Origin of the sequence: Solirubrobacter pauli (assembly GCF_003633755.1) — a bacterium.
GTDB classification, from domain to species: Bacteria; Actinomycetota; Thermoleophilia; order Solirubrobacterales; family Solirubrobacteraceae; genus Solirubrobacter; species Solirubrobacter pauli.
Genome location: NZ_RBIL01000001.1, coordinates 3,611,385 through 3,638,023 on the forward strand (window position 1 = coordinate 3,611,385; position 26,639 = coordinate 3,638,023).

General features: G+C 70.3%; 36 protein-coding genes. 32 read left to right on the forward strand and 4 right to left on the reverse strand.

Going from position 1 to position 26,639, the window contains the following annotated elements; genetic code table 11:
- The first annotated feature begins 6 nt into the window (after positions 1–6).
- The 4 genes from ald to rpsG are packed head-to-tail and all read left to right on the forward strand — an operon-like array spanning position 7 to position 3,525.
- On the forward strand, positions 7–1,125 hold the full coding sequence (gene ald / locus C8N24_RS16805; RefSeq protein WP_121251727.1) for an alanine dehydrogenase: 1,119 nt from the start codon (positions 7–9) through the stop codon (positions 1,123–1,125).
- 2 nt (positions 1,126–1,127) lie between these two features.
- A complete protein-coding gene (locus tag C8N24_RS16810) occupies positions 1,128–2,609 on the forward strand; it encodes a phytoene desaturase family protein (protein ID WP_121251729.1) in 1,482 nt (493 codons plus the stop codon).
- A 50-nt stretch (positions 2,610–2,659) separates the two neighbouring features.
- Entirely contained in the window at positions 2,660–3,055 is a 396-nt protein-coding gene (gene rpsL / locus C8N24_RS16815; protein WP_028059562.1) for a 30S ribosomal protein S12, read from the forward strand.
- Complete coding sequence (gene rpsG, locus C8N24_RS16820) at positions 3,055–3,525, forward strand: 30S ribosomal protein S7 (protein ID WP_121251731.1); 471 nt, start codon at positions 3,055–3,057, stop codon at positions 3,523–3,525. Before rpsL ends, rpsG begins: the two co-directional genes overlap by 1 nt.
- A gap of 53 nt (positions 3,526–3,578) precedes the next feature.
- Here the strand turns inward: rpsG and C8N24_RS16825 are convergent, their stop codons facing one another.
- Together C8N24_RS16825 and C8N24_RS16830 are read right to left on the reverse strand one after the other, a co-directional pair.
- Positions 3,579–4,322: an isocitrate lyase/PEP mutase family protein gene (locus C8N24_RS16825; protein WP_121251733.1), complete on the reverse strand. Its 744-nt coding sequence runs from the start codon at positions 4,320–4,322 to the stop codon at positions 3,579–3,581.
- Positions 4,319–4,981, reverse strand: a complete 663-nt coding sequence (locus C8N24_RS16830; RefSeq protein ID WP_121251735.1) for a hypothetical protein — start codon at positions 4,979–4,981, stop codon at positions 4,319–4,321. The genes C8N24_RS16825 and C8N24_RS16830 overlap by 4 nt, the downstream gene beginning before the upstream one ends.
- Before the next feature lie 65 nt (positions 4,982–5,046).
- On the opposite strand from C8N24_RS16830, the gene C8N24_RS16835 reads away from it, so the two are divergent.
- Positions 5,047–5,706 (forward strand): ArsR/SmtB family transcription factor, encoded by a 660-nt coding sequence (locus C8N24_RS16835; RefSeq protein WP_121251737.1) that lies wholly within the window; start codon positions 5,047–5,049, stop codon positions 5,704–5,706.
- A 242-nt stretch (positions 5,707–5,948) separates the two neighbouring features.
- Positions 5,949–8,072: an MMPL family transporter gene (locus C8N24_RS16840; RefSeq protein WP_121251739.1), complete on the forward strand. Its 2,124-nt coding sequence runs from the start codon at positions 5,949–5,951 to the stop codon at positions 8,070–8,072.
- Here C8N24_RS16840 and C8N24_RS34685 read toward each other — a convergent pair.
- Complete coding sequence (locus C8N24_RS34685; RefSeq protein WP_211340000.1) at positions 8,002–9,228, reverse strand: hypothetical protein; 1,227 nt, start codon at positions 9,226–9,228, stop codon at positions 8,002–8,004. The genes C8N24_RS16840 and C8N24_RS34685 overlap by 71 nt on opposite strands.
- 257 nt (positions 9,229–9,485) lie before the next feature.
- Between C8N24_RS34685 and fusA the strand changes: the two genes are divergently transcribed.
- The 26 genes from fusA to map all read left to right on the forward strand — a co-directional run bounded on the left by fusA (position 9,486) and on the right by map (position 25,742).
- The gene (gene fusA / locus C8N24_RS16850; RefSeq protein ID WP_121251741.1) at positions 9,486–11,585 is read left to right on the forward strand and encodes an elongation factor G; all 2,100 of its coding nucleotides are present in this window, start codon (positions 9,486–9,488) and stop codon (positions 11,583–11,585) included.
- Between the two features lie 59 nt (positions 11,586–11,644).
- Positions 11,645–12,832, forward strand: coding sequence for an elongation factor Tu (gene tuf, locus C8N24_RS16855; protein ID WP_121251743.1), 1,188 nt, complete (start codon positions 11,645–11,647; stop codon positions 12,830–12,832).
- 159 nt (positions 12,833–12,991) lie between these two features.
- Positions 12,992–13,312: a 30S ribosomal protein S10 gene (gene rpsJ, locus C8N24_RS16860; RefSeq protein WP_037494334.1), complete on the forward strand. Its 321-nt coding sequence runs from the start codon at positions 12,992–12,994 to the stop codon at positions 13,310–13,312.
- Positions 13,312–13,929, forward strand: a complete 618-nt coding sequence (rplC, locus tag C8N24_RS16865) for a 50S ribosomal protein L3 (protein ID WP_121251745.1) — start codon at positions 13,312–13,314, stop codon at positions 13,927–13,929. The genes rpsJ and rplC overlap by 1 nt, the downstream gene beginning before the upstream one ends.
- The gene (rplD, locus tag C8N24_RS16870; RefSeq protein WP_121251747.1) at positions 13,922–14,548 is read left to right on the forward strand and encodes a 50S ribosomal protein L4; all 627 of its coding nucleotides are present in this window, start codon (positions 13,922–13,924) and stop codon (positions 14,546–14,548) included. Before rplC ends, rplD begins: the two co-directional genes overlap by 8 nt.
- Positions 14,548–14,844, forward strand: coding sequence for a 50S ribosomal protein L23 (gene rplW / locus C8N24_RS16875; RefSeq protein WP_121251750.1), 297 nt, complete (start codon positions 14,548–14,550; stop codon positions 14,842–14,844). Before rplD ends, rplW begins: the two co-directional genes overlap by 1 nt.
- Before the next feature lie 3 nt (positions 14,845–14,847).
- Positions 14,848–15,693, forward strand: coding sequence for a 50S ribosomal protein L2 (gene rplB, locus C8N24_RS16880; RefSeq protein WP_121251752.1), 846 nt, complete (start codon positions 14,848–14,850; stop codon positions 15,691–15,693).
- Positions 15,693–15,965 (forward strand): 30S ribosomal protein S19, encoded by a 273-nt coding sequence (rpsS, locus tag C8N24_RS16885; protein WP_121251754.1) that lies wholly within the window; start codon positions 15,693–15,695, stop codon positions 15,963–15,965. Before rplB ends, rpsS begins: the two co-directional genes overlap by 1 nt.
- Positions 15,962–16,723, forward strand: coding sequence for a 50S ribosomal protein L22 (gene rplV, locus C8N24_RS35580; RefSeq protein ID WP_211340001.1), 762 nt, complete (start codon positions 15,962–15,964; stop codon positions 16,721–16,723). The genes rpsS and rplV overlap by 4 nt, the downstream gene beginning before the upstream one ends.
- A 6-nt stretch (positions 16,724–16,729) precedes the next feature.
- Entirely contained in the window at positions 16,730–17,710 is a 981-nt protein-coding gene (gene rpsC, locus C8N24_RS35045; protein ID WP_121251757.1) for a 30S ribosomal protein S3, read from the forward strand.
- Positions 17,710–18,126 (forward strand): 50S ribosomal protein L16, encoded by a 417-nt coding sequence (gene rplP, locus C8N24_RS16900; RefSeq protein ID WP_121251759.1) that lies wholly within the window; start codon positions 17,710–17,712, stop codon positions 18,124–18,126. Before rpsC ends, rplP begins: the two co-directional genes overlap by 1 nt.
- Positions 18,126–18,338, forward strand: coding sequence for a 50S ribosomal protein L29 (gene rpmC, locus C8N24_RS16905; protein ID WP_121251762.1), 213 nt, complete (start codon positions 18,126–18,128; stop codon positions 18,336–18,338). The genes rplP and rpmC overlap by 1 nt, the downstream gene beginning before the upstream one ends.
- A 31-nt stretch (positions 18,339–18,369) precedes the next feature.
- A complete protein-coding gene (gene rpsQ / locus C8N24_RS35585; RefSeq protein WP_342794552.1) occupies positions 18,370–18,894 on the forward strand; it encodes a 30S ribosomal protein S17 in 525 nt (174 codons plus the stop codon).
- Positions 18,891–19,259 (forward strand): 50S ribosomal protein L14, encoded by a 369-nt coding sequence (rplN, locus tag C8N24_RS16915; RefSeq protein ID WP_121251766.1) that lies wholly within the window; start codon positions 18,891–18,893, stop codon positions 19,257–19,259. The genes rpsQ and rplN overlap by 4 nt, the downstream gene beginning before the upstream one ends.
- Positions 19,260–19,261: 2 nt before the next feature.
- On the forward strand, positions 19,262–19,582 hold the full coding sequence (gene rplX, locus C8N24_RS16920; protein ID WP_121251768.1) for a 50S ribosomal protein L24: 321 nt from the start codon (positions 19,262–19,264) through the stop codon (positions 19,580–19,582).
- The gene (gene rplE / locus C8N24_RS16925; protein WP_121251770.1) at positions 19,582–20,169 is read left to right on the forward strand and encodes a 50S ribosomal protein L5; all 588 of its coding nucleotides are present in this window, start codon (positions 19,582–19,584) and stop codon (positions 20,167–20,169) included. The genes rplX and rplE overlap by 1 nt, the downstream gene beginning before the upstream one ends.
- Before the next feature lie 19 nt (positions 20,170–20,188).
- Positions 20,189–20,374: a type Z 30S ribosomal protein S14 gene (locus tag C8N24_RS16930; RefSeq protein WP_121251772.1), complete on the forward strand. Its 186-nt coding sequence runs from the start codon at positions 20,189–20,191 to the stop codon at positions 20,372–20,374.
- 7 nt (positions 20,375–20,381) lie between these two features.
- Positions 20,382–20,789, forward strand: a complete 408-nt coding sequence (gene rpsH, locus C8N24_RS16935; RefSeq protein ID WP_121251775.1) for a 30S ribosomal protein S8 — start codon at positions 20,382–20,384, stop codon at positions 20,787–20,789.
- Between the two features lie 6 nt (positions 20,790–20,795).
- Positions 20,796–21,329 (forward strand): 50S ribosomal protein L6, encoded by a 534-nt coding sequence (gene rplF, locus C8N24_RS16940; RefSeq protein WP_121251777.1) that lies wholly within the window; start codon positions 20,796–20,798, stop codon positions 21,327–21,329.
- Positions 21,326–21,679, forward strand: a complete 354-nt coding sequence (gene rplR, locus C8N24_RS16945) for a 50S ribosomal protein L18 (protein WP_121251779.1) — start codon at positions 21,326–21,328, stop codon at positions 21,677–21,679. The genes rplF and rplR overlap by 4 nt, the downstream gene beginning before the upstream one ends.
- A 23-nt stretch (positions 21,680–21,702) precedes the next feature.
- A complete protein-coding gene (gene rpsE / locus C8N24_RS16950) occupies positions 21,703–22,320 on the forward strand; it encodes a 30S ribosomal protein S5 (protein ID WP_121251781.1) in 618 nt (205 codons plus the stop codon).
- The gene (gene rpmD / locus C8N24_RS16955; RefSeq protein WP_121251783.1) at positions 22,317–22,499 is read left to right on the forward strand and encodes a 50S ribosomal protein L30; all 183 of its coding nucleotides are present in this window, start codon (positions 22,317–22,319) and stop codon (positions 22,497–22,499) included. The genes rpsE and rpmD overlap by 4 nt, the downstream gene beginning before the upstream one ends.
- Positions 22,496–23,014 carry a 50S ribosomal protein L15 gene (gene rplO / locus C8N24_RS16960; RefSeq protein ID WP_245971872.1) on the forward strand — a complete coding sequence of 173 codons (519 nt, stop codon included), beginning with the start codon at positions 22,496–22,498 and terminating at the stop codon, positions 23,012–23,014. Before rpmD ends, rplO begins: the two co-directional genes overlap by 4 nt.
- Positions 23,015–23,020: 6 nt before the next feature.
- Positions 23,021–24,289 carry a preprotein translocase subunit SecY gene (gene secY / locus C8N24_RS16965; RefSeq protein ID WP_121251785.1) on the forward strand — a complete coding sequence of 423 codons (1,269 nt, stop codon included), beginning with the start codon at positions 23,021–23,023 and terminating at the stop codon, positions 24,287–24,289.
- A gap of 11 nt (positions 24,290–24,300) precedes the next feature.
- A complete protein-coding gene (locus C8N24_RS16970; RefSeq protein ID WP_121253273.1) occupies positions 24,301–24,960 on the forward strand; it encodes an adenylate kinase in 660 nt (219 codons plus the stop codon).
- Positions 24,957–25,742 (forward strand): type I methionyl aminopeptidase, encoded by a 786-nt coding sequence (gene map, locus C8N24_RS16975; protein WP_121251787.1) that lies wholly within the window; start codon positions 24,957–24,959, stop codon positions 25,740–25,742. The genes C8N24_RS16970 and map overlap by 4 nt, the downstream gene beginning before the upstream one ends.
- On the opposite strand, the gene C8N24_RS16980 is transcribed toward map, so the two are convergent.
- Positions 25,690–26,436: a Vps62-related protein gene (locus C8N24_RS16980; protein WP_170179151.1), complete on the reverse strand. Its 747-nt coding sequence runs from the start codon at positions 26,434–26,436 to the stop codon at positions 25,690–25,692. The genes map and C8N24_RS16980 overlap by 53 nt on opposite strands.
- Positions 26,437–26,639 lie beyond the last annotated feature (203 nt).

A 26,639-nucleotide genomic window follows, 5' to 3' on the forward strand; every position in this document is an offset into this window, starting at 1 on the left:
CGAGAGATGAAGGTCGGCTGCCCCACCGAGATCAAGACCGACGAGTACCGGGTTGCACTGACGCCCGCCGGCGTACGTGAGCTGGTAGAGCACGGCCACGAGGTCGTCATCCAGGCCGGTGCCGGCGAGGGCTCGGCGATCACCGACGCGGAGTACGTCTCGCAGGGCGCGTCGATCCTCCCGGACGCGGCCGCCGTGTTCGAGGCCTCGGACATGATCGTCAAGGTCAAGGAGCCGCAGGCGGTCGAGGTCGCGATGCTCGAGCCGCGCCACACGCTGTTCACCTACCTGCACCTCGCGCCGGACCCCGAGCTGACGAAGGGGCTCGTCGAGTCGGGCGCCACGTGCGTCGCCTACGAGACCGTCGAGGACTCGCGCGGGCGGCTGCCGTTGCTGGCGCCGATGAGCGAGGTGGCCGGCAAGATCGCCACGCAGGCGGGCGCGTTCATGCTCGAGAAGCCGCTCGGCGGCCGCGGCATCCTGCTCGGCGGCGTGCCGGGCGTCGCCGCCGCGAAGGTGATGATCATCGGCGGCGGCGTGGTCGGCATGAACGCGGCGTTCATCGCGCTCGGGATGGAGGCCACGGTCTACGTCTACGACCGCAACATCGACCGCCTGCGCGAGCTCGACATCGCCTTCGGCGGCCGCGCGGACACGTGCTACGCGTCGACGCTGGACATCGAGCAGCGGCTGCCCGAGGTCGACCTCGTGATCGGCGCGGTGCTCGTCGCGGGCGCGAAGGCGCCGTACGTCATCCGCCGCGACCAGCTCGCGCTGATGAAGCCGAGCGCGGTGCTCGTCGACGTGTCGATCGACCAGGGCGGCTGCTTCGAGACGTCGCGGCCGACGACGCACTCGGACCCCACCTACGAGGTCGACGGCGTCCTGCACTACTGCGTCGCGAACATGCCGGGCGCGGTGCCGATCACGTCCACGCGCGCGCTGACGAACGCGACGATGCCGTACATCGTCCACGTCGCCGACGCGGGCGTCGAGCGGGCGGCGCGCGAGAACCCGGGGCTGGCGAAGGGCGTCAACGTCGTCGGTGGCAAGGTCACGTACGCGCCGGTCGCGGAGTCGACGGGGCTGCCGTACGTGGACGCCTTCGAGGCGCTCGCGGCCTAGTCGTGTACGACGCCGTCATCGTCGGCGGCGGCCACAACGGGCTGGTGGCGGCGACGCTGCTGGCCCGGGCCGGGCGGTCCGTGGTCGTGCTCGAGCGGCGCGACCACGTGGGCGGCGCGGCGGTCTCCGAGCGCCCGTGGGCGGGGGTGGACGCGCGGTTGTCGCGCTACTCGTACCTCGTGTCGCTGATGCCGGAGGCGCTGCGCGCGCAGATGGGGCTGCGCACGGAGATGCGGCGGCGCTCGGTCTCCTCGTACTCGCCGCGCGAGGACGGCACCGGGCTGCTCGTGCGGGTCGGCGAGCCACCCGGGCCGAGCTGGGCGGCGTTCGAGGCGCTGACGGGGCGGGTCGCCGAGTCGGTGTTCCCGACCCTGACCGAGCCGCTGCCCTCGCGCGCGGACCTCCGCGCGCGCGTGGGTGACGACGCGGCGTGGGAGGCGCTGTTCGAGCGCCCGCTGGACGGGCTGCTGCGCCGCTTCTTCGAGGACGACTTCGAGCGCGGGATCATCGCGACCGACGCGCTGATCGGCACGTTCGCGGAGCTCGACGAGCCGTCGCTGCGGCAGAACCGCTGCTTCGTCTACCACGTGATCGGCAACGGCACCGGGCACTGGGACGTGCCCGTCGGCGGGATGGGCGCGCTGACGTCCGAGCTCGCGGAGCTGGCGACGGCGGCCGGCGCGGAGGTGCGGCTCGAATGCGAGGTGACCGGGATCGATCCCGGCGGCGAGGTGCGCTTCGACGGCGGATCGGTGCGGGGGGAGTGGGTGCTGGCGAACGTGGCGCCCGCGGTGCTCGCGCGGCTGCTGGGTGAGCCGCCGCCGGACGAGCCGGCGCCGGAGGGCGCGCAGCTGAAGCTCAACATGCTGCTGCAGCGGCTTCCGCGGCTGCTGGACGCGTCGGTCGACCCGCGCGAGGCGTTCGCGGGGACGTTTCACGTCAACGAGTCGGCCGCGCAGCTGGCGGAGGCGTACGCGAGCGCGGCGCGCGGCGAGGTGCCGTCGCTGCCGCCGTGCGAGATCTACTGCCACTCGTTGACGGACCCGACGATCCTGGGCCCCGAGCTGCAGGCGTCGGGCGCGCAGACGCTGACGTGCTTCGGGCTGCACATGCCGGCGCGGCTGTTCGCGCAGGACCATGACCGGGTCAAGGCGGAGGCGGTCGCGGCGACGCTGCGGTCGCTCAACCGCGTCCTCGCCGAGCCGATCGAGGACTGCCTCTACGTCGCGCCCGACGGCGAGCCGTGCCTGGAGGCCAGGACGCCCGTCGAGCTCGAGGAGGAGCTGGGGCTGCCGGGCGGGAACATCTTCCACCGGGACCTCGCGTGGCCGTTCGCCGAGGACGACGCGGAAGTCGGCACATGGGGCGTCGAGACCCCGTGGGAGCGCGTGCTGGTCTGCGGCGCGGGCGCGCGAAGAGGGGGTGGCGTGAGCGGCATTCCTGGGCATAATGCGGCCATGAAGGTCCTCTCAGCGGGGTCCTGACGCGGTTCGCCGGGTTTGCTGCTACATGCGTTGCTACTATCCAGCGCCGTATGCCGACGACGTCCCAGCTGGTCCGGAAGGGCCGCAACCCTAAGACGAAGAAGCTCGCTACCCCTGGCTTGAAGTCCGGTAAGGGCCGCAAGAAGAAGGTGGCCGCTCCCCAGCGTCGCGGGGTCTGCACGCGCGTCTACACCACCACGCCCAAGAAGCCGAACTCGGCTCTGCGCAAGGTGGCTCGTGTGCGCCTGACGAACTCGATGGAAGTCACGGTCTACATCCCCGGCGAGGGTCACAACCTGCAGGAGCACTCCGTCGTGCTCGTGCGTGGTGGCCGCGTCAAGGACCTTCCGGGCGTCCGGTACAAGGTCGTCCGCGGCACGCTCGATGCCGCCGGCGTCTCTGACCGCAAGAAGGCCCGTTCCCAGTACGGAGTGAAAGCCAAGTAATGCCTCGTCGCGCCGCCGCCGGGCGCCGGACCATCGATCCGGACCCCGTTCACCGTTCCAAGCTCGTCCAGCAGGTCATCAACCGTGTGATGCTGGACGGCAAGAAGTCGACCGCCGAGCGCATCGTGTACGACGCGCTGGCGATCCTCTCGGAGCGCACGGGCAAGGAGCCGGTCCAGGCTCTGGAGGACTCGATCAAGGCCCTCACGCCGGTCCTCGAGGTTCGCTCCCGCCGCGTCGGTGGTGCGACCTACCAGGTGCCCGTCGAGGTGCCGGCCCCGCGTGCCCGCACGCTCGCCGTCCGCTGGCTGGTCGAGTTCTCGCGCAACCGTCGCGAGAAGTCGATGGCCCAGCGTCTCGCCAACGAGCTGCTGGACGCGCAGTCCCAGCAGGGCGGCGCCTACAAGCGCAAGGACGACATCTTCCGCATGGCGCAGGCCAACAAGGCCTTCGCGCACTACCGCTGGTAGTCGTCCGCTTCATCTGAGCTTTGCGAACGGCCCGCGTTGCGGGCCGTTCGTCTTTAACCGGCCAGGTCGTCCACTGCGCTGTAGGACGGGAGCTGCGCGTGGTGCAGGTCGTCGCCGGCCCGGATCGCGGCCGCCGCGGCGACGGCGCTCTGCAGAGCTGCCCGGAACAGTAGCGAGCCGGTGCTGATCCGCGCGGCGCCGCGGGCGGCGAGGTCGGCGACCGTGTGGCCCGGCTGGAAGAGCACGTTCAGCGGTGCCGCGACCGCGTCGGTGAACGGCGCGACGTCCTCGAGCGGGAGGCCCGGGACGAACACGCCGTCGGCGCCCGCGCGGACGTACGCGGTGCACCGGGCGATCGCGTCGTCGAGGTCGCCGGTGCGCAGCCAGTGCGTGTCCGTGCGCGCGTTGACGAACACGTGCGGGTTGCGCCGCTTGACCGCGGCGATCACGGCCGCGTGGTGGTCGGGGTCGCCGTGCTGGTCCTCGAGGTTGACGCCGGCGATCCCGTCGAGCTGCGCGACCCGCTCGGCCACGGCGTCGGGATGCTCGCCGAACCCGTGCTCGAGGTCGACGGTCAGGTGGCAGTCGAGCCGGCTCAGCCTGAGGGCGAGCGCGCGCGTCTCCTCCCACGCGGCCCCGACCCCGTCCCGCTTGCCGGCGGCCGCGGCAACCCCGAGGCTGGTCGTCCCGATCGCCTTGAACCCGGCGGCGACGAGCGCCGCGCCGGACACCGCGTCCCACGCGTTCGGCAGCACGAGCGGGTCGCCGGGCACGTGCAGCTCCGCGAACCCCGTCACCGGAGCGCCTCCGCGAGCGCCCGCGCGTGCGCCTCGCCCGGGCAGCGGCGCGGCCCGTCCCCGAACGGCCGCCCATCGAGGCCGACCGCGACGATCTCGCCGTCCGCGGTGACACGCTTCGTCGTCTTCACGGGCAGATTGTCGCCGCGCACGAGGCCGGCCGTCGCCTCGCACGCCTGCACCAGCAACGCGACGTGCTGCGCGAGCGCCTCGGGCTCGTCGGCGGGCAGGAGCGCGAGCAGGGCGGCGAGCGCCGCGTCGGCCTCGGGATGCTCCGTCCCGGGCTGATACGCGGCGGCGACGACCCGCGTGAACCCGACGGCCGCGACCGGGTCGGCGACGCCGGTCGCGTCGGCGAGCACGGCGACGGGGAGATACGCGCGGGGCACGCCGGCGAAGCCGCGAGCGGCCGGCGAGGCACCGGGCCACGTGGCGGCGGCGGGCGGCGTGGAGGCAGCGGTCTCGCGCGTGCCTGCGGCCGCGTTCTTCGCGGCGGCGGCGAGCGTCGCCGGGTCGAGCGTGGCGAGGCGGGCCTCGGTGAGCGCGCGGCGGCGGGCGTGGGTCTCGCCGTTGGCGAAGCGCGAGACGGTCGCGCGCAGCCAGGCCATCGTGGCGAACGGGCCGGACGGGCCGGGGTCCGGGACGGGGAGGTCGAGCATCGTCCGACGGTAGGGCCGGGACGGTTCGGTCGCCGCCGAAACGTCGCGGGCGTACGCTGGGCGGCATGTCCGAGCTCGCCGACGTCGCCGCGCTGCTCGCCGACCGCACGCGGGCGCGGATCCTCGAGGAGCTGCTCGGCGGGCCGCCGCTCCCCGCCGGGGCGTTGGCGGTGCGGGTGGGTGTGGCGCCGTCGACGGTCAGCGGCCACCTCGCGAAGCTCGAGGCGGCCGGGCTGATCGTCGTGCGCCAACGTGGGCGCCGGCGTGAGGCGGAGCTCGCGCGCCCCGAGGTCGCCGAGGCGCTCGAGGCGTTGTCGCGGCTCGCGCCTGGTGTCGCGCGGCCGATCGGCCTCCGCGCCGTGAACGGGCACGCCGCGTTGCGCGAGGCCCGCTCGTGCTACGACCATCTCGCCGGCCGCACGGGCGTCGCGCTCGCGGACGACCTCGTCGCGCGCGGCGCGCTCGTCCTCCGGGACGGCGCGTTCACGGTGGGCGACGGGGCCCACTTCTCGCGCGCGTTCGCGATCGACCTCGACGCGCTCGGCGGCCGCCGCGTGCTGGTGCGCGCGTGTCCCGACTGGACCGAACGCCGCCCGCACGTGGCGGGGGCGCTGGGCGCGGCGCTGCTCGACGTCGCGCTGGCGCGGGACTGGGTGCGGCGGCGGGATGACGGGCGGGCGCTGAACGTCACGGCCGCGGGGCGCTGTGCGCTCTTGTGCGGCTGAGCCGGGTCCCCGGACTGTGGAACGCGTGCGCGTTCCCCCGTTCGCATGGCGAGGGCCGGTCTCGCAGGGGTGGGCCGGCTGGCTTTCGATTGGCGAGAGTTCCCTGGCCCACCCCGTCACGGCAGGTCCCCCGTGATCGGCGGCGGGTAGGGCTAACCCGAGCCCCACCCGGGGGTGTACGACGTACACAAACGGTCCCGCGCCCCAGTGGAACGGCGCCTGGGAACGGCGATGTTCCCGGTATGTCCTCCAACGTTCATTCCGCGGGCCTGCTGGCGCGCGTCACACGACGGTGCGCGGCCGCTTCGGCGCGGCGCCCGAAGACCATCGTCCTGCTGTGGATACTGCTCGTCGCGGGGTTCGTCACCGCCGGGGCGATGACCGGGACGAAGGCGCTGACCGGGGCGGACGCCGGCGTCGGCGAGTCCGCCAAGGCCGATCGCATCCTCGCCGAGGCGGGCCTGCAGGGGCCGGCGGTCGAGACGGTGCTGCTGCGCGCTGATGATGCCGCGAAGACCGCGACGGCCGCGCGCGACCTCACCAAGCGGGCGCAGGCGCTGCCCGAGGTCGCCTCGGCTCGTGCTGATCTCGAGCGCGACAAGGGCCGCACGCGGCTGGTGCAGGTCACGTTGCGCGGGGATCCGGCGGACGCCGCCGACCACGTCGACGGGCTGGTCAAGGCCGTCGACGAGCTGCAGGCCACGCACCCGGACGTCACGGTCCAGGCGGCCGGGCCCGGGACGACCGACAAGGCGATCGGCGAGGTCGTCACGCGCGACCTGCGCACGGCCGAGCTGATCTCGCTGCCGATCACGCTGATCATCCTGTTCCTGGCGTTCGGCGCGCTGGTCGCCGCGGCCGTGCCGCTGATGCTCGGCCTCACGTCGGTGATCGCCGCGATGGGCGGCATGGGCGTGCTCTCGCAGATCGCGCCGATGGACGAGGCCACGTCCTCGCTGGTGGTCCTGCTGGGCCTGGCGGTCGGCGTCGACTACTCGCTCTTCTACATCCGCCGCGAGCGCGAGGAGCGCAAGGCCGGCCGGGACGAGGACGCCGCGCTCAACGCCACCGCCGCGACCGTCGGCCGCGCGATCGTCGTGTCCGGCGTCACGGTCATCGCGGGCCTCGCCGGGTTGCTGCTGACGGGCCTGACGATCTTCTCGAGCATGGCGCTCGCGACGATGCTCGTGGTCGCGATCGCGGTCGTCGGCTCGCTCACGGTCCTGCCGGCGGTGCTGGCGCTGCTCGGCGACCGCATCAACAAGGGCCGCCTGCCGTTCATGCCGCGCACCGGCGGCAAGAGCCGCGTGTGGACCGCGCTCGCGAACGTGGTCACGCGCCGCCCCCGCACGTCGCTGGCGATCGCCGCGGCCGCGCTCGTCGCCCTCGCCGCGCCGGTCCTGAACCTGCACACCAGCGGCACCATCCCGAGCCTTCCGGAGGACGAGCCGTCGATGGTCGCCGCGCGCGACATCGAGCGGGCCTTCCCGGGCGCGCCCGGCTCGGCGAGCCTCGTCGTCACCGGCCCGAAGCAGGACCTCGAGCAGATCGCCGAGACCGCGCAGCAGATCACGGGCGGCAACGGCGACGCGTCCATCACCGAGGGCAAGGGCGCGAGCCTCGTCACGGTCCCGATGCCCGACCGCAGCGACGACCGTGCCGGCCAGATCGTCGAGGAGCTCCGCGCCGAGCTGCCCGACAGCGTGCTGGTCACCGGCGACGCCGCCTCCAGCCTCGACTTCGCCGACCGCCTGCGCACGACCACGCCGCTGGTGATCGCGTTCGTGCTCGGCCTGGCGCTGATCCTGCTGCTCGCGAGCTTCCGCTCCCTTCCGCTCGCGCTCGCGATCATCGGCCTGAACCTGCTGAGCGTCGGCGCGGCCTACGGCGTCCTCACGGCGGTCTTCCAGAACACGTGGGCGGAGGGCCTGCTCGGCTTCACGTCCCACGGCGCGATCGTCGACTGGGTCCCGCTGAACACGTTCGTGATCCTGTTCGGGCTCTCGATGGACTACACGATCCTCGTGCTCGAGCGCATCCGCGAGGCGCGCCGCGAGGGCCGCGACCCCCGCGCCGCGGCGGCCGAGGGCGTCTCGGCGACGGCGGGCGCGATCACGAGCGCGGCGGTCGTGATGGTCGCGATCTTCGCGATCTTCCCGACGCTCCCGCTGATCGAGATGAAGATGATCGGCCTCGGCCTGGCGATCGGCGTGCTCGTCGACGCGACGCTGGTCCGCGGGATCGCGCTCCCCGCCGCGGTCGCCCTGCTCGGCGAGCGCGGCGTCAAGGCCCCGGCTACAGCACGCGCGCTACGCGACCGTCAGGGTCGACGGTTCGCACCTGCAACCGACCGCGCGGGACGCTGAGCACCCGCGCCTGACCCCGTCGCACGGTCCTCGTGACCGTCCGGCCACCCGCGCTCGCGCGCACGCGGCACGTGCGCGCGGGAGCGTTGATGCACGCCACCCGGAGCCGCGGCGCGTCCCCGCGCAGCGGCTCCGCGGCGATCTCGGTCCGCGCACACGGCCCGGCCGGCAGCGTCGCGGCGGAGGCCGACGCCACGTACAGGCACGATGGCGTCGAGAACCCGAGCCACGCCCCGTCGAACGAGAGCGACGTGACGTCGTACACGGCCGGCCCGCGCAGGATCTCGCCGCGATCGGCGGGGGAGAGCGCCGCGGGGGTCGCGGGCGCCGCGGGAGCGGGCGCTGCGGGGGTGGGCGCTGCGGGGGTGGGCGCTGCGGGGGTGGCAGGCGCCGCCGCGGCGCCTCGTGCCCTGGTGGCCGCGCTCGCGCCGACGTCGTGGACCGCGGCCGGGTCGACCACGACGACGCGCACGCCCTCGCGCAGGCCCGCGCCCGTCACGTGCGCGACGCGCCGCCCGGCGACCGCCACGCGGCCCAGGCGCTCCCCGCGCGCGATCACGCGCACGCGGCTCTCGCCCGCCGCGGCCCAGACCAGCGCGCCCGTCCCGTCACCGACCGGCACGCTCGCGGCGACATCACCCGCCGGCGACAACGCGAGCCCGTCCAGGTTCACGGGGTCCAGCGCGCCGAGCGACACCTGGCGCACCTCGACGCCCGAGCGCAGGTCGAAGACGACGAGCGCGCCCTCCGGCACCGGCGCGACCCCAAGGCCGCCCGCCACGGCCACGACGGACGGATCGGCGCCCGGCGGCAGCGCGATCTCCACGCGCCGCCCGTCACGCCGCAGCCACACGCCGCCGTCCTCGAGCGTCACCACGCCGAGGTCCGACGACTGCACGGGATCGACGACCGCGAACGGCGACGACTCGCCCAGCGGCGGCGACAGCGGTGCGAGCACGCCGGCCGGCGCCGCCGCCGTGCGCGGAGGCCCGCCCCAGAGCGGCTCGGTGAACACGTCGCCGCCGGATTCGAACCACACCGTGTTCCCGTAGATCACGGGGCCCGCCCCCGCGGGCGCGAGCGCGCGCACGGGCGCGCCGGAAGCTGAGGAGCAGAGCGCCGCGGAGACCAGCAGCGCGGCGATCAAAACCCGCATGAGGTCTCAGTTCTAGCGAGTGAAACCGCGATACCGCCGCGGCGTCGACCCCCTGCTATATTCGACTGCCGTTGCGGGTGGCCCTGTGCCCGCGCAACGACCCCGGTCCTTCACATGGAGTCAAGCGAGACATAGCCCACCGAGTCTTCGGGCCGCCTCGCAGCATGTGAACGACACGGGCCCGAAAGGGCCCGTTTCTTTGCCCGCTGTCAGGGCACCCTACGCAGGAAGACCGTAGAGACAGAGAAGAGATCTGCATGCCGCGCAAGTTCACACTCGAGAAGACCCGAAACATCGGGATCATGGCCCACATTGACGCGGGCAAGACGACGACGACCGAGCGCATCCTGTACTACACCGGAAAGTCCCACAAGCTGGGCGAGGTGCACGAAGGCGCCGCGACCATGGACTGGATGGAGCAGGAGCAGGAGCGTGGCATCACGATCACCTCTGCTGCGACCACGTGCGAGTGGGACAACCACCGCATCAACATCATCGACACGCCCGGCCACGTCGACTTCACCGTCGAGGTGGAGCGTTCGCTGCGCGTGCTCGACGGTGCTGTCGCGCTGTTCGACTCTGTCGCCGGTGTAGAGCCGCAGTCGGAGACCGTCTGGCGTCAGGCCGACAAGTACCAGGTCCCGCGCATCGCCTACATCAACAAGATGGACCGCATCGGGGCCGACTTCGAGCGCGGTGTGCAGACGATGATCGATCGCCTGGGTGCCCACCCGGTGCCGATCCAGCTGCCGATCGGCGCTGAGTCCGAGTTCCTCGGCATCATCGACCTCATCGAGATGAAGGCCGTCGTCTACAACGACGACCTCGGCAAGGACGTCGTCGTCAAGGACATCCCGGAGGACCTGCTCGACGAGGCCAACGCGGCCCGTGAGCACCTCCTCGAGGAGGTCTCGCACTACGACGACGAGCTCGTCGAGATGATCCTCGAGGACCAGGAGATCCCGACGGCCCGCCTGGTCGCCGCGATCCGCAAGGCGACGCTCTCGAGCCAGCTCACGCCGGTCCTCTGCGGCTCCAGCTTCAAGAACAAGGGCGTTCAGCCGCTGCTGGACGCGGTCATCGCCTTCCTGCCGTCCCCGCTGGACGTCCCGGCCGTCACCGGCCTGGAGCCCGTCCGCGGCGGCGAGGACGTCGAGGCGACGCGCACGGCTTCGGACAACGAGCCCTTCGCGGCGCTGGCGTTCAAGATCATGGCCGACCCGTACGTCGGCAAGCTCACCTACTTCCGCGTCTACTCGGGCAAGCTCGAGGCCGGCTCGCGCGTCCTGAACGTGTCGACCGGCAAGAACGAGCGCATCGGCCGCATCCTGATGATGCACGCCAATGACCGTGAGGACGTGACCGAGGTCTACGCGGGCGACATCGCCGCGGCGGTCGGCATCAAGCAGGTCGTCACGGGCGACACGCTCGCGGCGCCGGACAAGCCGATCAAGCTCGAGGCGATCACCTTCGACGACCCGGTCATCTCGGTGGCCATCGAGCCGAAGACGAAGTCCGACCAGGAGAAGATGTCGGTTGCCCTTGGCCGTCTGGCCGAGGAGGACCCGACCTTCCAGGTCCGGACGAACGAGGAGAGCGGCCAGACCGAGATCTCGGGCATGGGCGAGCTGCACCTCGAGGTGCTGGTCGATCGCATGATGCGCGAGTACAAGGTCGAGGCGAACGTCGGCCGTCCGCAGGTCTCGTACCGCGAGACCGTGCGTGGCACCGCCGAGAAGGTCGAAGGCCGCCACGTGCGCCAGACCGGCGGCTCGGGCCAGTACGGCATCGTGTACATCAACATCGAGCCGGCGCCGGGCGAGGGCTTCGACTTCGTCAACAAGATCAAGGGTGGCTCGATTCCGACCGAGTACATCCCCTCGATCGAGAAGGGTGTCGAGGAGTCCCTCTCCAACGGCATCCGCGCCGGCTACCCGGTGGTCGACGTGCGGGTCACGCTCGTGGACGGCAAGTTCCACGACACGGACTCGTCGGAGATCGCGTTCAAGATTGCCGGCTCGCTGGCGTTCAAGGAAGCGGCCAAGCGCGCGAAGCCGGTTCTGCTGGAGCCGGTGTTCGCCGTCGAGGTCGTCACGCCCGAGGAGTACATGGGCGATGTCATCGGCGACCTCAACCGTCGCCGCGGGCGCGTGAACGGCATGGAGCCGCGCGGCAACGCCCAGGTCGTCTCGGCGCATGTGCCGCTGAGCGAGATGTTCGGTTACGCCACCGACGTGCGGACGATGTCCCAGGGTCGCGCGACGTACACCATGCAGTTCGACAAGTACGAGGAAGTGCCGCCCAACATCGCCGAAAAGGTGATCGAGGGTCGCACCGGCGAGCCAGTCCCCGCCTGAGCGCGGTAGTCTGGATGGGTTCGCCTGAGCACGGGTTTCGAGATAGGAGCGAGTAGAAAGTGGCGAAGGAGAAGTTCACGCGGGACAAGCCGCACGTCAACGTCGGCACCATCGGTCACATCGACCATGGCAAGACGACGCTGACGGCGGCCATCACGAAGGTCCTCTCTGAGAAGTGGGGCGGCCAGGCTCGCTCCTTCGACGAGATCGACAACGCTCCTGAGGAGAAGGCCCGCGGCATCACGATCGCGACGTCGCACGTCGAGTACGAGACGGAGGCGCGTCACTACGCCCACGTCGACTGCCCCGGCCACGCCGACTACGTGAAGAACATGATCACGGGCGCCGCGCAGATGGACGGCGCGATCCTCGTGGTCTCGGCGGCTGACGGCCCCATGCCCCAGACGCGTGAGCACATCCTGCTCGCCCGTCAGGTCGGCGTGCCGTACATCGTCGTGTTCCTCAACAAGGCCGACATGGTCGACGACGAGGAGCTGCTCGAGCTCGTCGAGGTCGAGGTCCGTGACCTCCTCAACGAGTACGAGTTCCCGGGCGACGACGTCCCGTTCGTCGTGGGCTCGGCGCTCAAGGCGCTCGAGGGCGAGCAGGAGTACGTCGACAAGATCATCGAGCTCGGCAACCAGCTGGACTCGTACATCCCGGAGCCCGAGCGCGCGCTCGACAAGCCGTTCCTGATGCCGGTCGAGGACGTCTTCTCGATCACGGGTCGCGGCACGGTGGCCACGGGCCGCATCGAGCAGGGCATCGTCAACACGGGCGACACGGTCGAGATCGTGGGCATCCACAAGGAGACGTCCAACACGGTCGTCACCGGCGTCGAGATGTTCCGCAAGATCCTCGACGAGGGTCGCGCGGGCGACAACGTCGGCTGCCTCCTCCGCGGCATCAAGCGCGAGGAGATCGAGCGTGGCCAGGTGCTGTGCAAGCCGGGCTCGATCACGCCGCACACGAAGTTCAAGGCTGAGGTCTACGTCCTGAAGAAGGAGGAGGGTGGCCGCCACACTCCGTTCTTCAACGGGTACCGGCCGCAGTTCTACTTCCGCACGACGGACGTCACCGGTGTCGCCAACCTGCCCGAGGGCACGGAGATGGTCATGCCGGGCGACAACATCGCGATGGTCGTCGAGCTCATCCAGCCGATCGCCATGGACGCCGGCCTGCGCTTCGCCATCCGCGAGGGTGGCCGCACCGTCGGCTCCGGCGTCGTCACGGAGATCGTCGAGTAACACGTAGGTGATCCAGCGGCGGGCGCCCAAGCGCCCGCCGCAGCGCAAGAAGTCGACCGATACGACCTTGGAGGGCGGGCCCCGTAGCCCGGGGGCCGCCCTCATTGCGCGCAAGAAGCCAGCAAAGATTTCACTCCAAGTACCGGACAGAACGTGGCCATAGCCCAGAACAAGATCCGCATTCGTCTCAAGGCGTACGACTCGTCGGCCATCGAGACCGCGGCCAAGGAGATCGTCGAGACCGCGACGCGGACTGGCGCCACTGTCTCCGGCCCGGTGCCGCTCCCGACCGAGAAGAACGTGTACGCCGTGGTGAAGTCCCCCTTCAAGGACAAGGACTCCCAGGAGCACTTCGAGATCCGGACGCACAAGCGCCTGATCGACATCCATCAGCCCACGCCCAAGACGGTCGACTCGCTTCAGCGCCTCGACCACCTGCCCGCCGGCGTGGACATCGAGATCCGACTCGCTTTCAACTAATGCCCGCCATCCTCGCCAAGAAGCTGGGAATGACCCAGCGCTTCCTCGACGACGGTCGTGTCGAGCGCGTGACCGTGCTCGAGGCGGGCCCGTGCCCCGTGACCGCCATCCGCACGAATGACGTCGACGGCTACGAGGCTGTTCAGCTCGGCTTCGGCGCCGTCCGCGAGAAAGCGCTCAACAAGCCCAAGCTCGGCTACCTGAAGAAGGTCAACGCCTCCCCCGTCCGCACGCTCGTGGAGTTCCGCGACGAAGCGGGCGAGCTCGTCGTCGGCGACACCGTGACCGTGGAGGCCTTCGAGGTCGGCCAGAAGGTCAAGATCGCCGGCAAGGGCAAGGGCAAGGGCTTCCAGGGCACGATCAAGCGCCACAACTTCTCGTCCGGTCCGAAGTCCCACGGCTCGCACAACAAGCGCGCCCCGGGCTCGATCGGTGCCTCGGCCACGCCCTCGCGCGTGTTCAAGGGCATTCGCGGCCCCGGCCAGATGGGCGGCAAGCGCGTCACGCAGAAGGGTCTGACGATCGTCGACCTTCTGCCCGAGCAGAACCTGATGCTCGTCCGCGGCTCGGTTCCGGGCTCCAAGGGCGACACCGTGGAGGTCCGTACGGATGCCTAGCTCCGCTCCGACCCTGGGCGGCGGCAACGCCGTCACGCTGGACGCCGACGTCTTCGAGCAGCCGTTCAACGGCCCGCTCGTGCACGAGGTCGTCATCGCCGAGCTGGCCGCGCGCCGGCAGGGGACGCACGCGACCAAGACGCGTGGCATGGTCTCCGGCGGCGGCGCCAAGCCGTGGCGTCAGAAGGGCACCGGCCGCGCCCGTGCGGGTACGAGCCGTTCCCCGATCTGGACCGGCGGCGGCACCGTCTTCGGCCCCAGCCCGCGTTCGTACGTCGTGAAGGTCAACCGCAAGGCGCGCAAGTCCGCGCTGCGCAGCGCGCTCTCGGTGCACGCCGAGCGCGGGACCATCCACGTCGTCGACACGGCCGGCTTCGACGCGCCGTCGACCGCCAAGGCGTCCGACCTGCTGAACGCCCACCGTGGCGGTTCGGTCCTGGTCGTCGTCGCCGACGGCGAGGTCACGACGCTCAAGTCGTTCCGCAACCTGGTGCGCACGAACGTCCTGCACGTCGACGACGTCGGTGTGGCCGACCTCGTCCGCGCCGCGACCCTGGTCCTGAGCCAGGCCGCGCTGGACTCCCTCACGACGCGCGCCCGCAAGGAGGCGAAGGCCTGATGGACCACAGCCAGGTGATCATCCGCCCGGTCGTCTCCGAGAAGAGCTACGTCCTGGCGACCGCCGAGAAGTACACGTTCCGCGTGCACGACAAGGCGCACAAGACGCAGATCAAGCAGGCCGTCGAGGCGCTGTTCGACGTCAACGTCGTCGAGGTCCGCACGTCCAAGGTCCCCTCCAAGCCCAAGCGTCGCGGCGTCACCGCCGGTCGCACCCGGGCGTGGAAGAAGGCCGTCGTGCAGGTCGCTCCCGGCCAGTCCATCCCGATCTTCCAGGGCCTCGAGGCCGACCTCTAAGCCATGCCGATTCGCAAGCCCAAGCCCACCTCCGCCGGACGACGTTTCATCACGTTCCCGGACTTCGCGGAGATCACGAAGACCGAGCCGGAGAAGTCCCTCACCGAGGGCCTCAAGAAGTCCGGCGGGCGCAACGCGCGCGGTCGCAAGACGGCTCGTCACCGCGGTGGTGGCGCCAAGCGCCTTTACCGCAAGATCGACTTCAAGCGGACCAAGGACGGCGTCTCGGCGCGCGTCGCCGCGATCGAGTACGACCCCAACCGCACGGCGTACATCGCGCTGCTCCACTACACGGACGGCACGAAGGCCTACATCATCGCTCCGAACCGCCTTCGGGTCGGCATGGACGTGATCTCGGGCGTCGGCGCGGACATCCAGGTCGGCAACGCGATGCCGCTCTCGGCCATGCCGGTCGGCACCCTGGTCCACAACGTCGAGCTGCAGCCGGGCCGTGGCGCCCAGCTCGCCCGCTCAGCCGGTGTGGGCGTGCAGTTGATGGCGAAGGAGGGCGACTACGCCACCCTGCGCCTCCCGTCCGGCGAGATGCGCCAGGTGCGCGTCGAGTGCCGCGCGACGGTCGGCGTGGTCGGCAACTCCGACCACCAGAACGTCACGATCGGCAAGGCCGGCCGCAAGCGTCACCTGGGCGTCCGCCCGCAGACGCGCGGCAAGGCCATGAACCCCGTCGACCATCCGCACGGCGGTGGCGAGGGCGGTGGCTCGCTGGGCAACCATCCGAAGACCCCGTGGGGCGTGCCGACGCTCGGCTACCGCACCCGCAAGAAGGGCAAAGCTTCAGACCGTTTGATCGTCCGCGGCCGTCGCCGTGGCAAGAAGGGTGGCCGCTGATGAGCCGTTCCTCAAAGAAGGGGCCGTGGGTCGAGGATCGTCTCTTCGCCCGCATCGAGTCAATGAACGACGCGAACCAGCGCACGATGATCAAGACGTGGTCGCGGGCTTCGACGATCTTCCCGGAGTTCGTCGGTCACACGATCGCCGTCCACGACGGCCGCAAGCACGTCCCGGTCTTCGTCTCTGAGTCCATGGTGGGTCACAAGCTCGGCGAGTTCGCGCCGACGCGTACCTATCGCGGACATGACGCGCGAGGCAAGGTGCGATGACTCCGGACAACGAGAAGCAGACCGACCAGGTCGACGAGAACGTGCCTGACGACGCCGTGGAGGAGACTCCGCAGGCCGAGGGCACGTCCGCCGAGCCGGTCGACCAGCAGGAGCGTGCCGACGAGGCCGCCGCTCGCGCGACCGACGCCGCCGTGGAGGCCGAAGAGGCCGCCGACGAGGCCGGTACCGAGACGGCTGTCGCTGCCGCCGCCGAGGCCGAGGAGGCCGCGGACAAGGCGCAGAACGCCGCGGCCGCCGCTGCTGACAAGCCCAAGCGCGAGAAGTCCCGCAAGGCCCGCGAGGCCGAGCAGGCCGCGGACCAGGCCGAGGAGGCCGCCGACGAGGCGAAGAAGTCCGCGAGCCGGACTCGGAGCCGTCGTGGCGGTCGGGCCGAGGAGCCCAAGGCCGTGCCGGTCGGGCTGGAGGTCTCCGCGCAGGCCAAGTACGTGCGTACATCCGCCCGCAAGGCGCGGCTCGTGTGCGACCACATCCGCGGCAAGGACGTCGTCGAGGCGCGCAAGATCCTTGCGTTCGCCACGCGCGACGCCGCCAAGGCGTGGAGCAAGCTGCTCGAGTCGGCCGTGGCCAACGCCGAGCACAACCACGAGCTGGTCGGCGAGGAGCTCCGCATCCTCTCCGTGCACGCCGACGAGGGTCCGACGCTGAAGCGCTACCGGCCGCGCGCCATGGGCCGCGCCACGCGCATCCGCAAGCGCACCTCGCACCTGTCCATCACGCTCACCCCGAAGGAGTCCTAGCCCCCCATGGGTCAGAAGGTTCATCCCGAGGCCATGCGCGTGGGCTACATCCACGATTGGAAGTCGAACTGGTTCTCTGAGCGCCAGTTCAGCGACTTCCTGATCGAGGATGTTCGGATTCGCGATCACATCACGAACAAGCTCGCGCACGCCGGCCTCTCCGACATCACGATCCGCAAGGACGCGGCTGAGGTGGAGGTCAACATCCACACCGCCCGTCCGGGCATCGTGATCGGCAAGTCGGGTTCCGAGGTGGACGCGCTGCGGCGCGACCTGCACCGGATCACCGGCAAGTCCATCAAGGTCAACATCCTCGAGATCAAGCGCCCCGAGCTCGACGCGAAGCTCGTCGCGCAGTCGATCGCCGAGCAGCTGCAGAACCGCGTGGCGTTCCGCCGCGCGATGAAGCGCGCCCTCACGAGCGCCATGCGCTCGGGCGCCAAGGGCTGCAAGATCCAGGTCGGCGGCCGCCTCGGCGGCGCCGAGATGGCTCGTACGGAGATGTACTCCGATGGCCGCGTGCCGCTGCACACGCTGCGCGCCGACATCGACTACGGCTTCTACGAGGCCCGCACGACGTTCGGTCGCATCGGCGTCAAGTGCTGGATCAACAAGGGCGAGATCATGCCCAAGGGCTTCACCGGTCAGGACCTGACGTCGCTCGACGAGCCGGCGCAGAGCCAGACCGATCGCGACGACGACCGTCGTGGCGGTCGCGGCCGTGACGGCCGCGGGCGTGGCGACGGGCGCGGCGGCGGCGGTGGCCGTGGGCGCGGCGGTCGCGGCGGCCAGGGCGGCGGCCCCGGCGGTCGTGGCGGCGGACCCGGCGGCGGCGGTGGCCGTGGCGGCGGGGGCGGCTTCGGCGGCGGCGGTGGCCGTGGCGGCGGAGGCGGCTTCGGCGGCGGCGGTGGCCGTGGCGGCGGAGGCGGCGGCTTCGGCGGCGGCGGTCGTGGCGGCCAGGGCGGTCCCCCGCGAGGTGGTCGCTGATGCTTTCCCCTAAGCGCGTCAAGTACCGCAAGGTCCATCGCGGACGCCGGCACGGCCTCTCGCGCGGTCAGCAGACGGTCAACTTCGGTGAGTACGGCCTCAAGGCCACCGAGGCGGGCTGGCTGACGAACCGCCAGATCGAGGCGGCTCGTATCGCGATGACCCGCAAGATCAAGCGTGGCGGCAAGGTGTGGATCAACGTCTTCCCGGACAAGGCCTTCACCAAGAAGCCGGCCGAGACCCGCATGGGTTCCGGCAAGGGCAACCCGGAGGGCTGGGTTGCCGTCGTCAAGCCGGGTCGCGTGATGTTCGAGCTCTCCGGCGTGCCGGAGGACCTCGCTCGCGAGGCCATGCGCCTGGCCGGCCACAAGCTGCCCGTGAAGACCAAGTTCGTGCTGCGAGAGGACGGTCAGTGATGAAGGCGTCCGAACTCCGCGACCTCGACGACAAGGCCCTGGGCGAGCACGTGGCCAACGTGCGCCGTGAGCTGTTCGGCCTGCGGCTGCAGCACGCCACGGGCGAGCTCGAGAACACGGCGGGCCTGCGGTCCGCCAAGCGCGACGTCGCTCGCGCCCTGACCGTCGCGCGTCAGCGCGGCATCGACCCGACACAGAAGAACAATGGCTGAATCCGAAGAGACAACTGAGAACGTGGAGGAGGTGACCTCCACGGAGGCGACCGCCGAAGCGCCCGCCTCCGAGGAGAAGTCCGCCGCTCCCACCGCGACTCGCCGCGAGCGCAATGCCGCCGCGCGTGCCGCGAAGAAGAAGGCCACCGGTCCCCAGACGCTCGAGGAGCGTCTGGCGGAGCGCCAGGCCCACAAGGAGCGCAACGCCGCCCAGCGGCGTCGCTACCGCGCGAAGCAGAAGGCCAAGCGCGCCGAAGCGCGTGCCGCGGCGCCGGCCGTCGAGGAGCAGCACGCTCCCGAGCATGGTCCCGGTCGTCCGAAGGTGCGCCAGGGCATCGTCGTCTCCGACAAGCCCGACAAGACGGTGGTCGTGCGCGTGGACATCGCGCGTCGTCACCGCCGCTACCACAAGATCCTCCGCAGCTCGATCACCCTGCACGTCCACGACGAGAGCAACAACGCCCATGAGGGCGACACGGTTCGCGTCCAGGAGTGCCGGCCGATGTCGCGCACCAAGCGCTGGCGGCTGCTCGAGGTCCTGGAGCGTGCGAAGTGATCCAGAACGAGACCCGGCTCCGCGTCGCCGACAACACCGGCGCGCGCGAGATCCTCACCATCCGCGTCATGGGTGGCTCGCGCCGCCGCTACGCGGGCGTGGGGGACATCATCGTCGCCACGGTCAAGCAGGCCAACCCGAACGGGACGGTCAAGAAGGGTGACGTCGTCAAGGCGGTCGTCGTGCGCACGAAGAAGGAGTTCGGGCGCGAAGACGGCACCTACATCGCCTTCGACGAGAACGCCGCGGTGATCATCGACGCCCAGAACAACCCGCGCGGCACGCGCATCTTCGGCCCGGTGGCGCGCGAGCTGCGCGACGGCGGGTTCATGAAGATCGTCTCGCTCGCTCCCGAGGTGCTCTAGGCATGGCCAAGAAGATCCGCACCGACGACAACGTGATCGTCATCTCCGGCAAGGACAAGGGGAAGACCGGCAAGGTCCTCCGTGTCGAGCCGGCGAAGGACCGCGTGTACGTCGAGGGCCTGAACATCATCAAGCGTCACCAGCGCCCGGTGCCGGGCCGACCGAACCTCGAGGTCGGCGTCATCGAGCGCGAGGCGCCGATCCACATCTCCAACGTGGCGTTGGTGGATCCCAAGGACCACAAGCCCACCCGCGTGGGCGTCACCCGCGAGGGCGGCATTCGCAAGCGCGTGAGCCGTCGCTCTGGGACGGAGCTCGACTGATGGCACGTTTGAAGGACCGTTACAACGACGAGATCCGCGCGCAGCTCGTGGACAAGTTCGGCTACTCGACGCCGATGCAGGCGCCGAAGCTGGTCAAGGTGACGCTCAACATGGGCGTCGGCGAGGCCAAGCAGGACTCCAAGCAGCTCGAGGCGGCCAAGGCGCAGCTCGCGGACATCGCGGGCCAGCAGCCGAACATCCGCCGGGCGCGCAAGTCCGTCGCCGCCTTCAAGCTCCGCGAGGGCATGCCCGTGGGCCTGACCGTCACCCTGCGTGACCAGAAGGCGTACGAGTTCATCGACCGCCTGGTCTCCGTGGCCATCCCGCGTCTGCGCGACTTCCGGGGCCTCAACCCCAAGTCGTTCGACGGCCGTGGGAACTACAACACGGGGATCAAGGAGCACGTGATCTTCCCGGAGATCGACTACGACACCGTCGACGCCGTCCGCGGCTTCGACATCGCTTTCACGACGACCGCCAAGACTGACGCAGAGGCGTTCACGCTTCTCGACGCGCTCGGCCTGCCCTTCGCCCGCGATGGCCGGCCCAAGCAGTACGAGAGCCTCCGCCAGCCGGTCGCCGCCTAGACAAGAGAGAACTTCTCGAATGGCTAAGACATCCAAGATCGTCGCCTCGCAGCGCACGCCCAAGTACAAGACGCGCCAGCAGTCCCGCTGCCGTCGTTGTGGGCGTCCGCGCGCGGTGTACCGCAAGTTCGGCATCTGCCGTCTGTGCCTGCGCCAGCTGGCCCACAACGGCATGATCCCCGGCATGACGAAGTCGAGCTGGTAGGTCCATCATGTCGATGACCGACCCCATCGCGGACTTCCTCACCCGCATCCGCAACGGCATCATGGCCGCGCACGAGACGGTGGAGATCCCCTCCAGCACGTTCAAGCGCGAGCTGGCCCGCATCCTCACGGAGCAGGGCTACATCGAGGGCTTCGACGAGAAGCCCGGTGTGCCCGGCAGCGCGGCCGACAAGATCCTCATCCGCCTCAAGTACACTGAGAACCGGACATCGGTGATCTCCGGCCTGCGCCGGGTGTCCCGCCCCGGTCAGCGTCGGTACGTCGACTCCAAGTCGATCCCGAAGGTCCTCGGTGGCATGGGCACCACCATCGTGTCCACCTCGCACGGCGTCATGACCGGCCACGAAGCTCGCGCTGCGGGCGTCGGTGGCGAGGTCGTCGCCGAGGTCTGGTAATCTGCAATGTCCCGCATCGGTAGAAAGCCCATCCCCGTGCCCTCGTCCGTGACTGTCACGGTCGAGCCCGAGGTCGTGCGCGTCAGCGGGCCCCGGGGCAACCTCGAGGAGCGCAAGAACCGCGCGATCGAGGTCGTCCAGGAAGACGGCCAGCTGCTCGTCACCCGTCCGACCGATCGCGCCGAGCACCGGGCCCTGCACGGGCTCACGCGCTCGCTGGTCGCGAACATGGTCGAGGGTGTGACCGTCGGCTTCACGAAGACGCTCGAGATCCAGGGCGTCGGTTACCGCGCGCAGCTCAAGGGCAAGGACCTGGAGCTCGCGCTCGGCTACTCGCACCCTGTGCCGATCAAGGCGCCGGAGGGCATCGAGTTCGAGGTCCCGCAGCCCACGCGCGTGATCATCAAGGGCAACTCGAAGCAGGTTGTCGGCGAGATCGCCGCCATCATCCGCAAGCAGCGTCCGCCGGAGCCGTACAAGGGCAAGGGCATCCGCTATCAGGGCGAGTACGTGGCCCGGAAGGTCGGTAAGCGCGCATGACGGTTCTGTCTCCTCCTGCGAAGCGCCTCAAGCGTCGTCGCCGCGTCCGTGCGAAGGTGCACGGCTCGGCCGTGCGCCCGCGCATCTCGGTGTTCCGCTCCAACCGCGGCATCTTCGCCCAGCTCATCGACGACGACGCCGGCCGCACGCTGGCCTCGGTCCAGTGGACCGAGGACGCGCTGAAGTCGCTCAAGCCGATGGAGCAGGCGACGGAGGCGGGCAAGCTGCTCGCTTCCCGCGCGAAGGACGCCGGCATCGACTCCGCCGTGTTCGATCGCGGTGGCTACCAGTATCACGGCCGTGTGAAGGCCCTGGCCGAGGGCGCCCGCGAGGGCGGCCTGAGCTTCTAAGACCGCTACCCTCGAAGGACTCCATGGCAGCCCCCGATCGATCCACCTCAGCCTCCGGCTTCGACCTGGAAGAACGCGTCGTCGAGATCAACCGCGTCGCCAAGGTCGTCAAGGGCGGCCGGCGCTTCTCGTTCACCGCGCTGGTCGTTGTTGGCGACGGGAACGGCGTCGTCGGCGTTGGCTACGGCAAGGCGAACGAAGTCCCGCTGGCGATCCAGAAGGGCGTCGAGCGTGCGAAGAAGAACCTCTTCAAGGTTCCGCGCCACGGCTCGACGATCACCCATCAGACCACTGGCATCTTCGGCTCCGGCCGTGTGTTCCTGAAGCCCGCGTCCCCCGGTACCGGCGTCATCGCCGGTGGCGGTGTGCGCGCGGTGCTCGAGCTCGCCGGGATCCACGACATCCTCTCGAAGTCGCTGGGCTCCCAGAACCCCATCAACCTGGTCAAGGCGACCATCGCCGGCCTGCAGGACCTGCGCAAGCCCGAGGAGATCGCGGCGCTGCGTGGCCTGTCGGTGGACAAGGTTCTGGGCCTCGGCTCCAAGCCGGTGGCCGCGACCTCGACGAATGGCGAGTCCGCTCCGGCGGACGTTGACGACACTCCGGCGGAGACCACCTCGGAGGAGGTCACCACCGCATGAGCACCCTCGTCATCACCCAGGTCAAGTCCGCGAACGGCACGAATGGCCGTCAGCGGGACACGCTGCGCTCGCTCGGCCTGCGCGGCATCGGCAAGACGGTGGAGCGGCCCGACTCGGAGCCGCTGCGCGGCATGGTTCACGCCGTGCGCCACCTCGTAACGGTTGAGGAGAAGTCGTGAGCGAGCAGGACGCTGTCAACGAGGAGCTGCGCGCCGAGGCGGTCGGGCTCCATTCGCTGAAGCCGGCTCCCGGCTCCAAGAAGGACCGCAAGCGCGTCGGTCGCGGCCATGGCTCCGGCCACGGCAAGACCTCGGGCCGCGGCCACAAGGGCTACAACTCGCGCGCCGGCGCGAAGGACCGCGCTCGTTTCGAGGGCGGCCAGAATCCGCTGCACATGCGGATGCGCAAGCTGCGCGGCCCGAACAAGAAGATGTCGATGCCGTTCGAGATGTTCCGGACGCACACGCAGCACGTGAATCTGGACGATCTCGAGGCGCGCTTCGATGCAGGCGCGACCATCGGGCTCGAGGAGCTCAAGGCCACGGGTCTCGCCAAGCAGCGGGACGTGCCGGTCAAGATCCTCGGTCGCGGTGAGCTCACCAAGAGCTTCACCGTGAACGTCCACAAGATCTCGGCCTCCGCGCGCTCGTCTATCGAGGGCGCCGGCGGCACCGTTCAGCTCATCGAGGACTAGCTCACCGTGGTCTCCACGATTCTGCAGTCGTTCCGCGTCGCGGAGATCCGCAAGAAGCTGCTGTTCACGGCGGCGATCCTGGCGCTCTACCGGCTCGGTTCGTTCATCCCTGTCCCGGGCGTCAACGTCGACGCGATCGAGCAGATCCAGAACAACTACTCGACGGGTGTCCTGAACCTCCTGGACACCTTCACGGGTGGCGGTCTCTCGAGGATCTCGCTGTTCGCGCTCGGGATCATGCCGTACATCACGGCCTCGATCATCTTGCAGCTCCTGGTCGTCGTCTCGCCTTCGCTGGAGAAGCTCCAGAAGGAGGGCGAGGTCGGCCAGGCGCGCATCACGCAGTACACGCGCTATCTGACCGTCGGCCTCGCGGCCGCGCAGGCCGTGGGCTACACGTTCCTGTTCCGCTCGCAGGGCTCTGCCGGCGGTGCGCCGGTGTTCGACGAGTTCAACGCCGGCACGGTCATCCTCGTCGTGCTCTGCCTGACGGCGGGCTCCATCCTCGTCATGTGGATGGGCGAGCTGATCACGCAGCGCGGCATCGGCAACGGCATCTCGCTGATGATCTTCGCGTCGATCGTGGCCGGCCTGCCGGGTGGCGTGACCACCTGGTGGACGAACCCGGACCCGGTCTTCAAGATCATCCTGCCGTTCCTGGCGCTCGGCGTCGTGGCCGCGGTGGTCTTCATCCAGGAAGGCCAGCGCCGGATCCCGATCCAGTACGCCAAGCGCGTGATCGGGCGTCGCATGAGCTCGGGCGGCCAGACCTACCTGCCGCTGCGCGTGAACATGGCGGGCGTGATCCCGGTCATCTTCGCCGCGTCGATCATGGCGTTCCCGCCGACGATCGGTCAGCTCGTCCCGGGCCTCGAAGGCCTGGCGACGACGTTCAACCCCGGCGGCGTCTGGTACGTCATCGGCGAGACGCTGATGATCATCATCTTCACGTACTTCTACACCGCGGTGACGTTCAACCCGGTGGACCAGGCGGACAACCTGCGCAAGTACGGCGGGTTCATCCCCGGCGTGCGGCCGGGCCGTCCGACGGCCGAGTTCCTCGACCGCATCCTGGCCCGCCTGACGTTCCCGGGTGCGCTCTACCTGGCAGCCGTCGCCGCGCTGCCGACCATCATCATCGCCACGACGAACGCGCCGTCGAGCTTCTACTTCGGTGGCACCTCGCTGCTGATCGTCGTGGGCGTGGCCCTCGACACCATGAAGCAGCTCGAGGCGCAGCTGATGATGCGCAACTACGAAGGCTTCCTGAAGTAGGCATGTCAGAGCTGAACCTCATCCTCCTGGGTCCTCCCGGGGCCGGTAAGGGCACCCAGGCCGCGCGGCTGCGCGAGGACTTCGGGTTGGCCTACATCGGCACGGGCGATCTGCTGCGCGAGCACAAGGAGAACAAGACCGAGCTCGGTCAGCGCGCGCAGGAGTTCATGGACAACGGCGACCTCGTCCCGGATGAGCTCGTCATCTCCATGATCATCGACAAGATCGAGGACGAGGGCGACGACGGCTTCCTGCTCGACGGCTTCCCGCGCACGGTCGGCCAGGCCGACGCGCTGACGGAGGAGCTGGAGAAGCTCGGCCGCCGTCTGACGGCCGCGCTGCTCGTCGACGCGCCGGACGAGGTCGTGCTTCAGCGCCTCAGCGGTCGCCGGCAGTGCTCGAACGGGCACCTCTACCACGTCGAGTTCGATCCGCCGAAGCACGCTGACGTCTGCGACCAGGACGGCAAGCCGCTGTTCCGCCGCAAGGACGACGAGCCGGACACGATCCGCAAGCGCCTCGCGACGTACCACAAGCAGACGGAGCCGCTGCGCGACTACTACGAGGAGCGCGGCTACCTGCGGCGCTTCGACGGCACGCGCGACAAGACCGAGGTCCACGACCACATCCGCGCGACCTTGGCCACGCTGCGGCTCGAGGAACGGCTGTGATCATCAAGAAGTCCCCCGCCGAGATCGACCAGATGGCCGCGGCGGGGGAGATCCTGGTGCGCACCATGGATCTGCTGGCGGGCAAGATCCGCCCCGGCGTCACGACGCTGGAGCTGGACGCCGCCGCCGAGAAGTACATCCGCTCGCAGGGCGCGACGCCGGCCTTCAAGGGCTACCGCGGCTTCCCGGGCTCGATCTGCGCCTCGCCGAACGACATGGTCGTCCACGGCATCCCCGGCAAGTTCAAGCTGCAGCGCGGGGACATCATCTCCGTCGACATCGGCGTCGTGAAGGACGGCTGGGTTGCCGACGCCGCCCGCACGTTCCCGGTCGGGGACGTCTCGCCGGTCGCGATGCACCTGCTGGACACGACGCGCGAGTCGCTCTTCAAGGCCGTCGAGCAGTGCCGCGTCGGGAATCGCCTCGGCGACGTGTCCCACGCCGTGCAGCAGCACGTCGAGGGTGCGGGCCTGTCGATCGTGCGCTCGCTGGTCGGCCACGGCGTCGGCCGCGACATGCACGAGGAGCCCCAGGTGCCGAACTACGGCTCCCCGGGCAAGGGCACCCCGCTCGAGGAGGGCATGGTCCTCGCCGTCGAGCCGATGGTGAACGCCGGGCGCCACATGGTCCGCATGGGCGACGACGGCTGGGCGATCTACTCGCAGGACGGCTCGCTGGCCGCCCACTTCGAGTTCACGATCGCGATCACGGCCGCCGGCCCGCGCATCCTCACCCCGTGGCACCACCCGGAGGCCTCCGCCTCCGCGCCCGCCGCAGCGTAAGCAGCACCGCCCCGAGCATCACCGCCGCCGCGCTGACCGTCAGCGCCTTCTCGGGCGCGTCGCACTCGCCGACGGCGTTGCAGCCGGCCTGGCAGTCCCGCGCCTCCGCGGCGAACGCGTCGGCGTCGAACCGCTCCGGCTGGAACGCCGGCCCGCGCGGCGAGTCCTGCTCCAGGGGAACGAGCCGGCTGGCCCGCGAGCCACCCCACGGCGTCGCCTTCGTCATCCAGGCCGGGTCCGTCCGCGTGATCTCGACCACCGGCGCCGTCGTGGCCCGCCCGCGCCCGTCGGACTCGTCGTTGGGATCGGGCCAGAGCCGGTCCCGCGTGCCGGCGTGGAAGTACGACGCGTGGCTGCCGTGCGCGGCATAGACCACGGGCCGGTCGCCGCGGCGCTCGACCGCGTCCGCGCCGCACCGCTCCTGCCCGGAGTGCTGCGCGTAGACGGCCTCGACGAGCCGGTTCTCCTCGACCCGGTACTGCACGAGCTCCCAGTCACCCTCGTGCCGACCGGTTCGCACGATGCCGCGATCCTGGTCCTGGTACCGGTAGTACAGCCAGTACTGGAGCCAGGTCCCACCGTCGCGCGCGGGGACGGCTCGCCCGTAGAGCGCGGGGCGGGCGCTGTCCACGGCCGCGAGCGGGGAGGACTCGGCGGCGTCGTGGACGACGATGGGCGCGAAGGCGTCCAGCACAGAGCGCGCATCATGACGGACCGGGCGCCCGCAAACTCCGCACAACGAGAGCGAACCCGCTCCCGAATCGACACCTTTCGTACGCTAACGTGGTACGTCGCGCGCGTGAGACGGCGTGTGCGACCCCGACGGAACGGCAGAAACAAGCCGTTTGCAGGGCCTTAGCAGATGGACCGGACGCCCCGGGTGCTTTGCTATCCTGC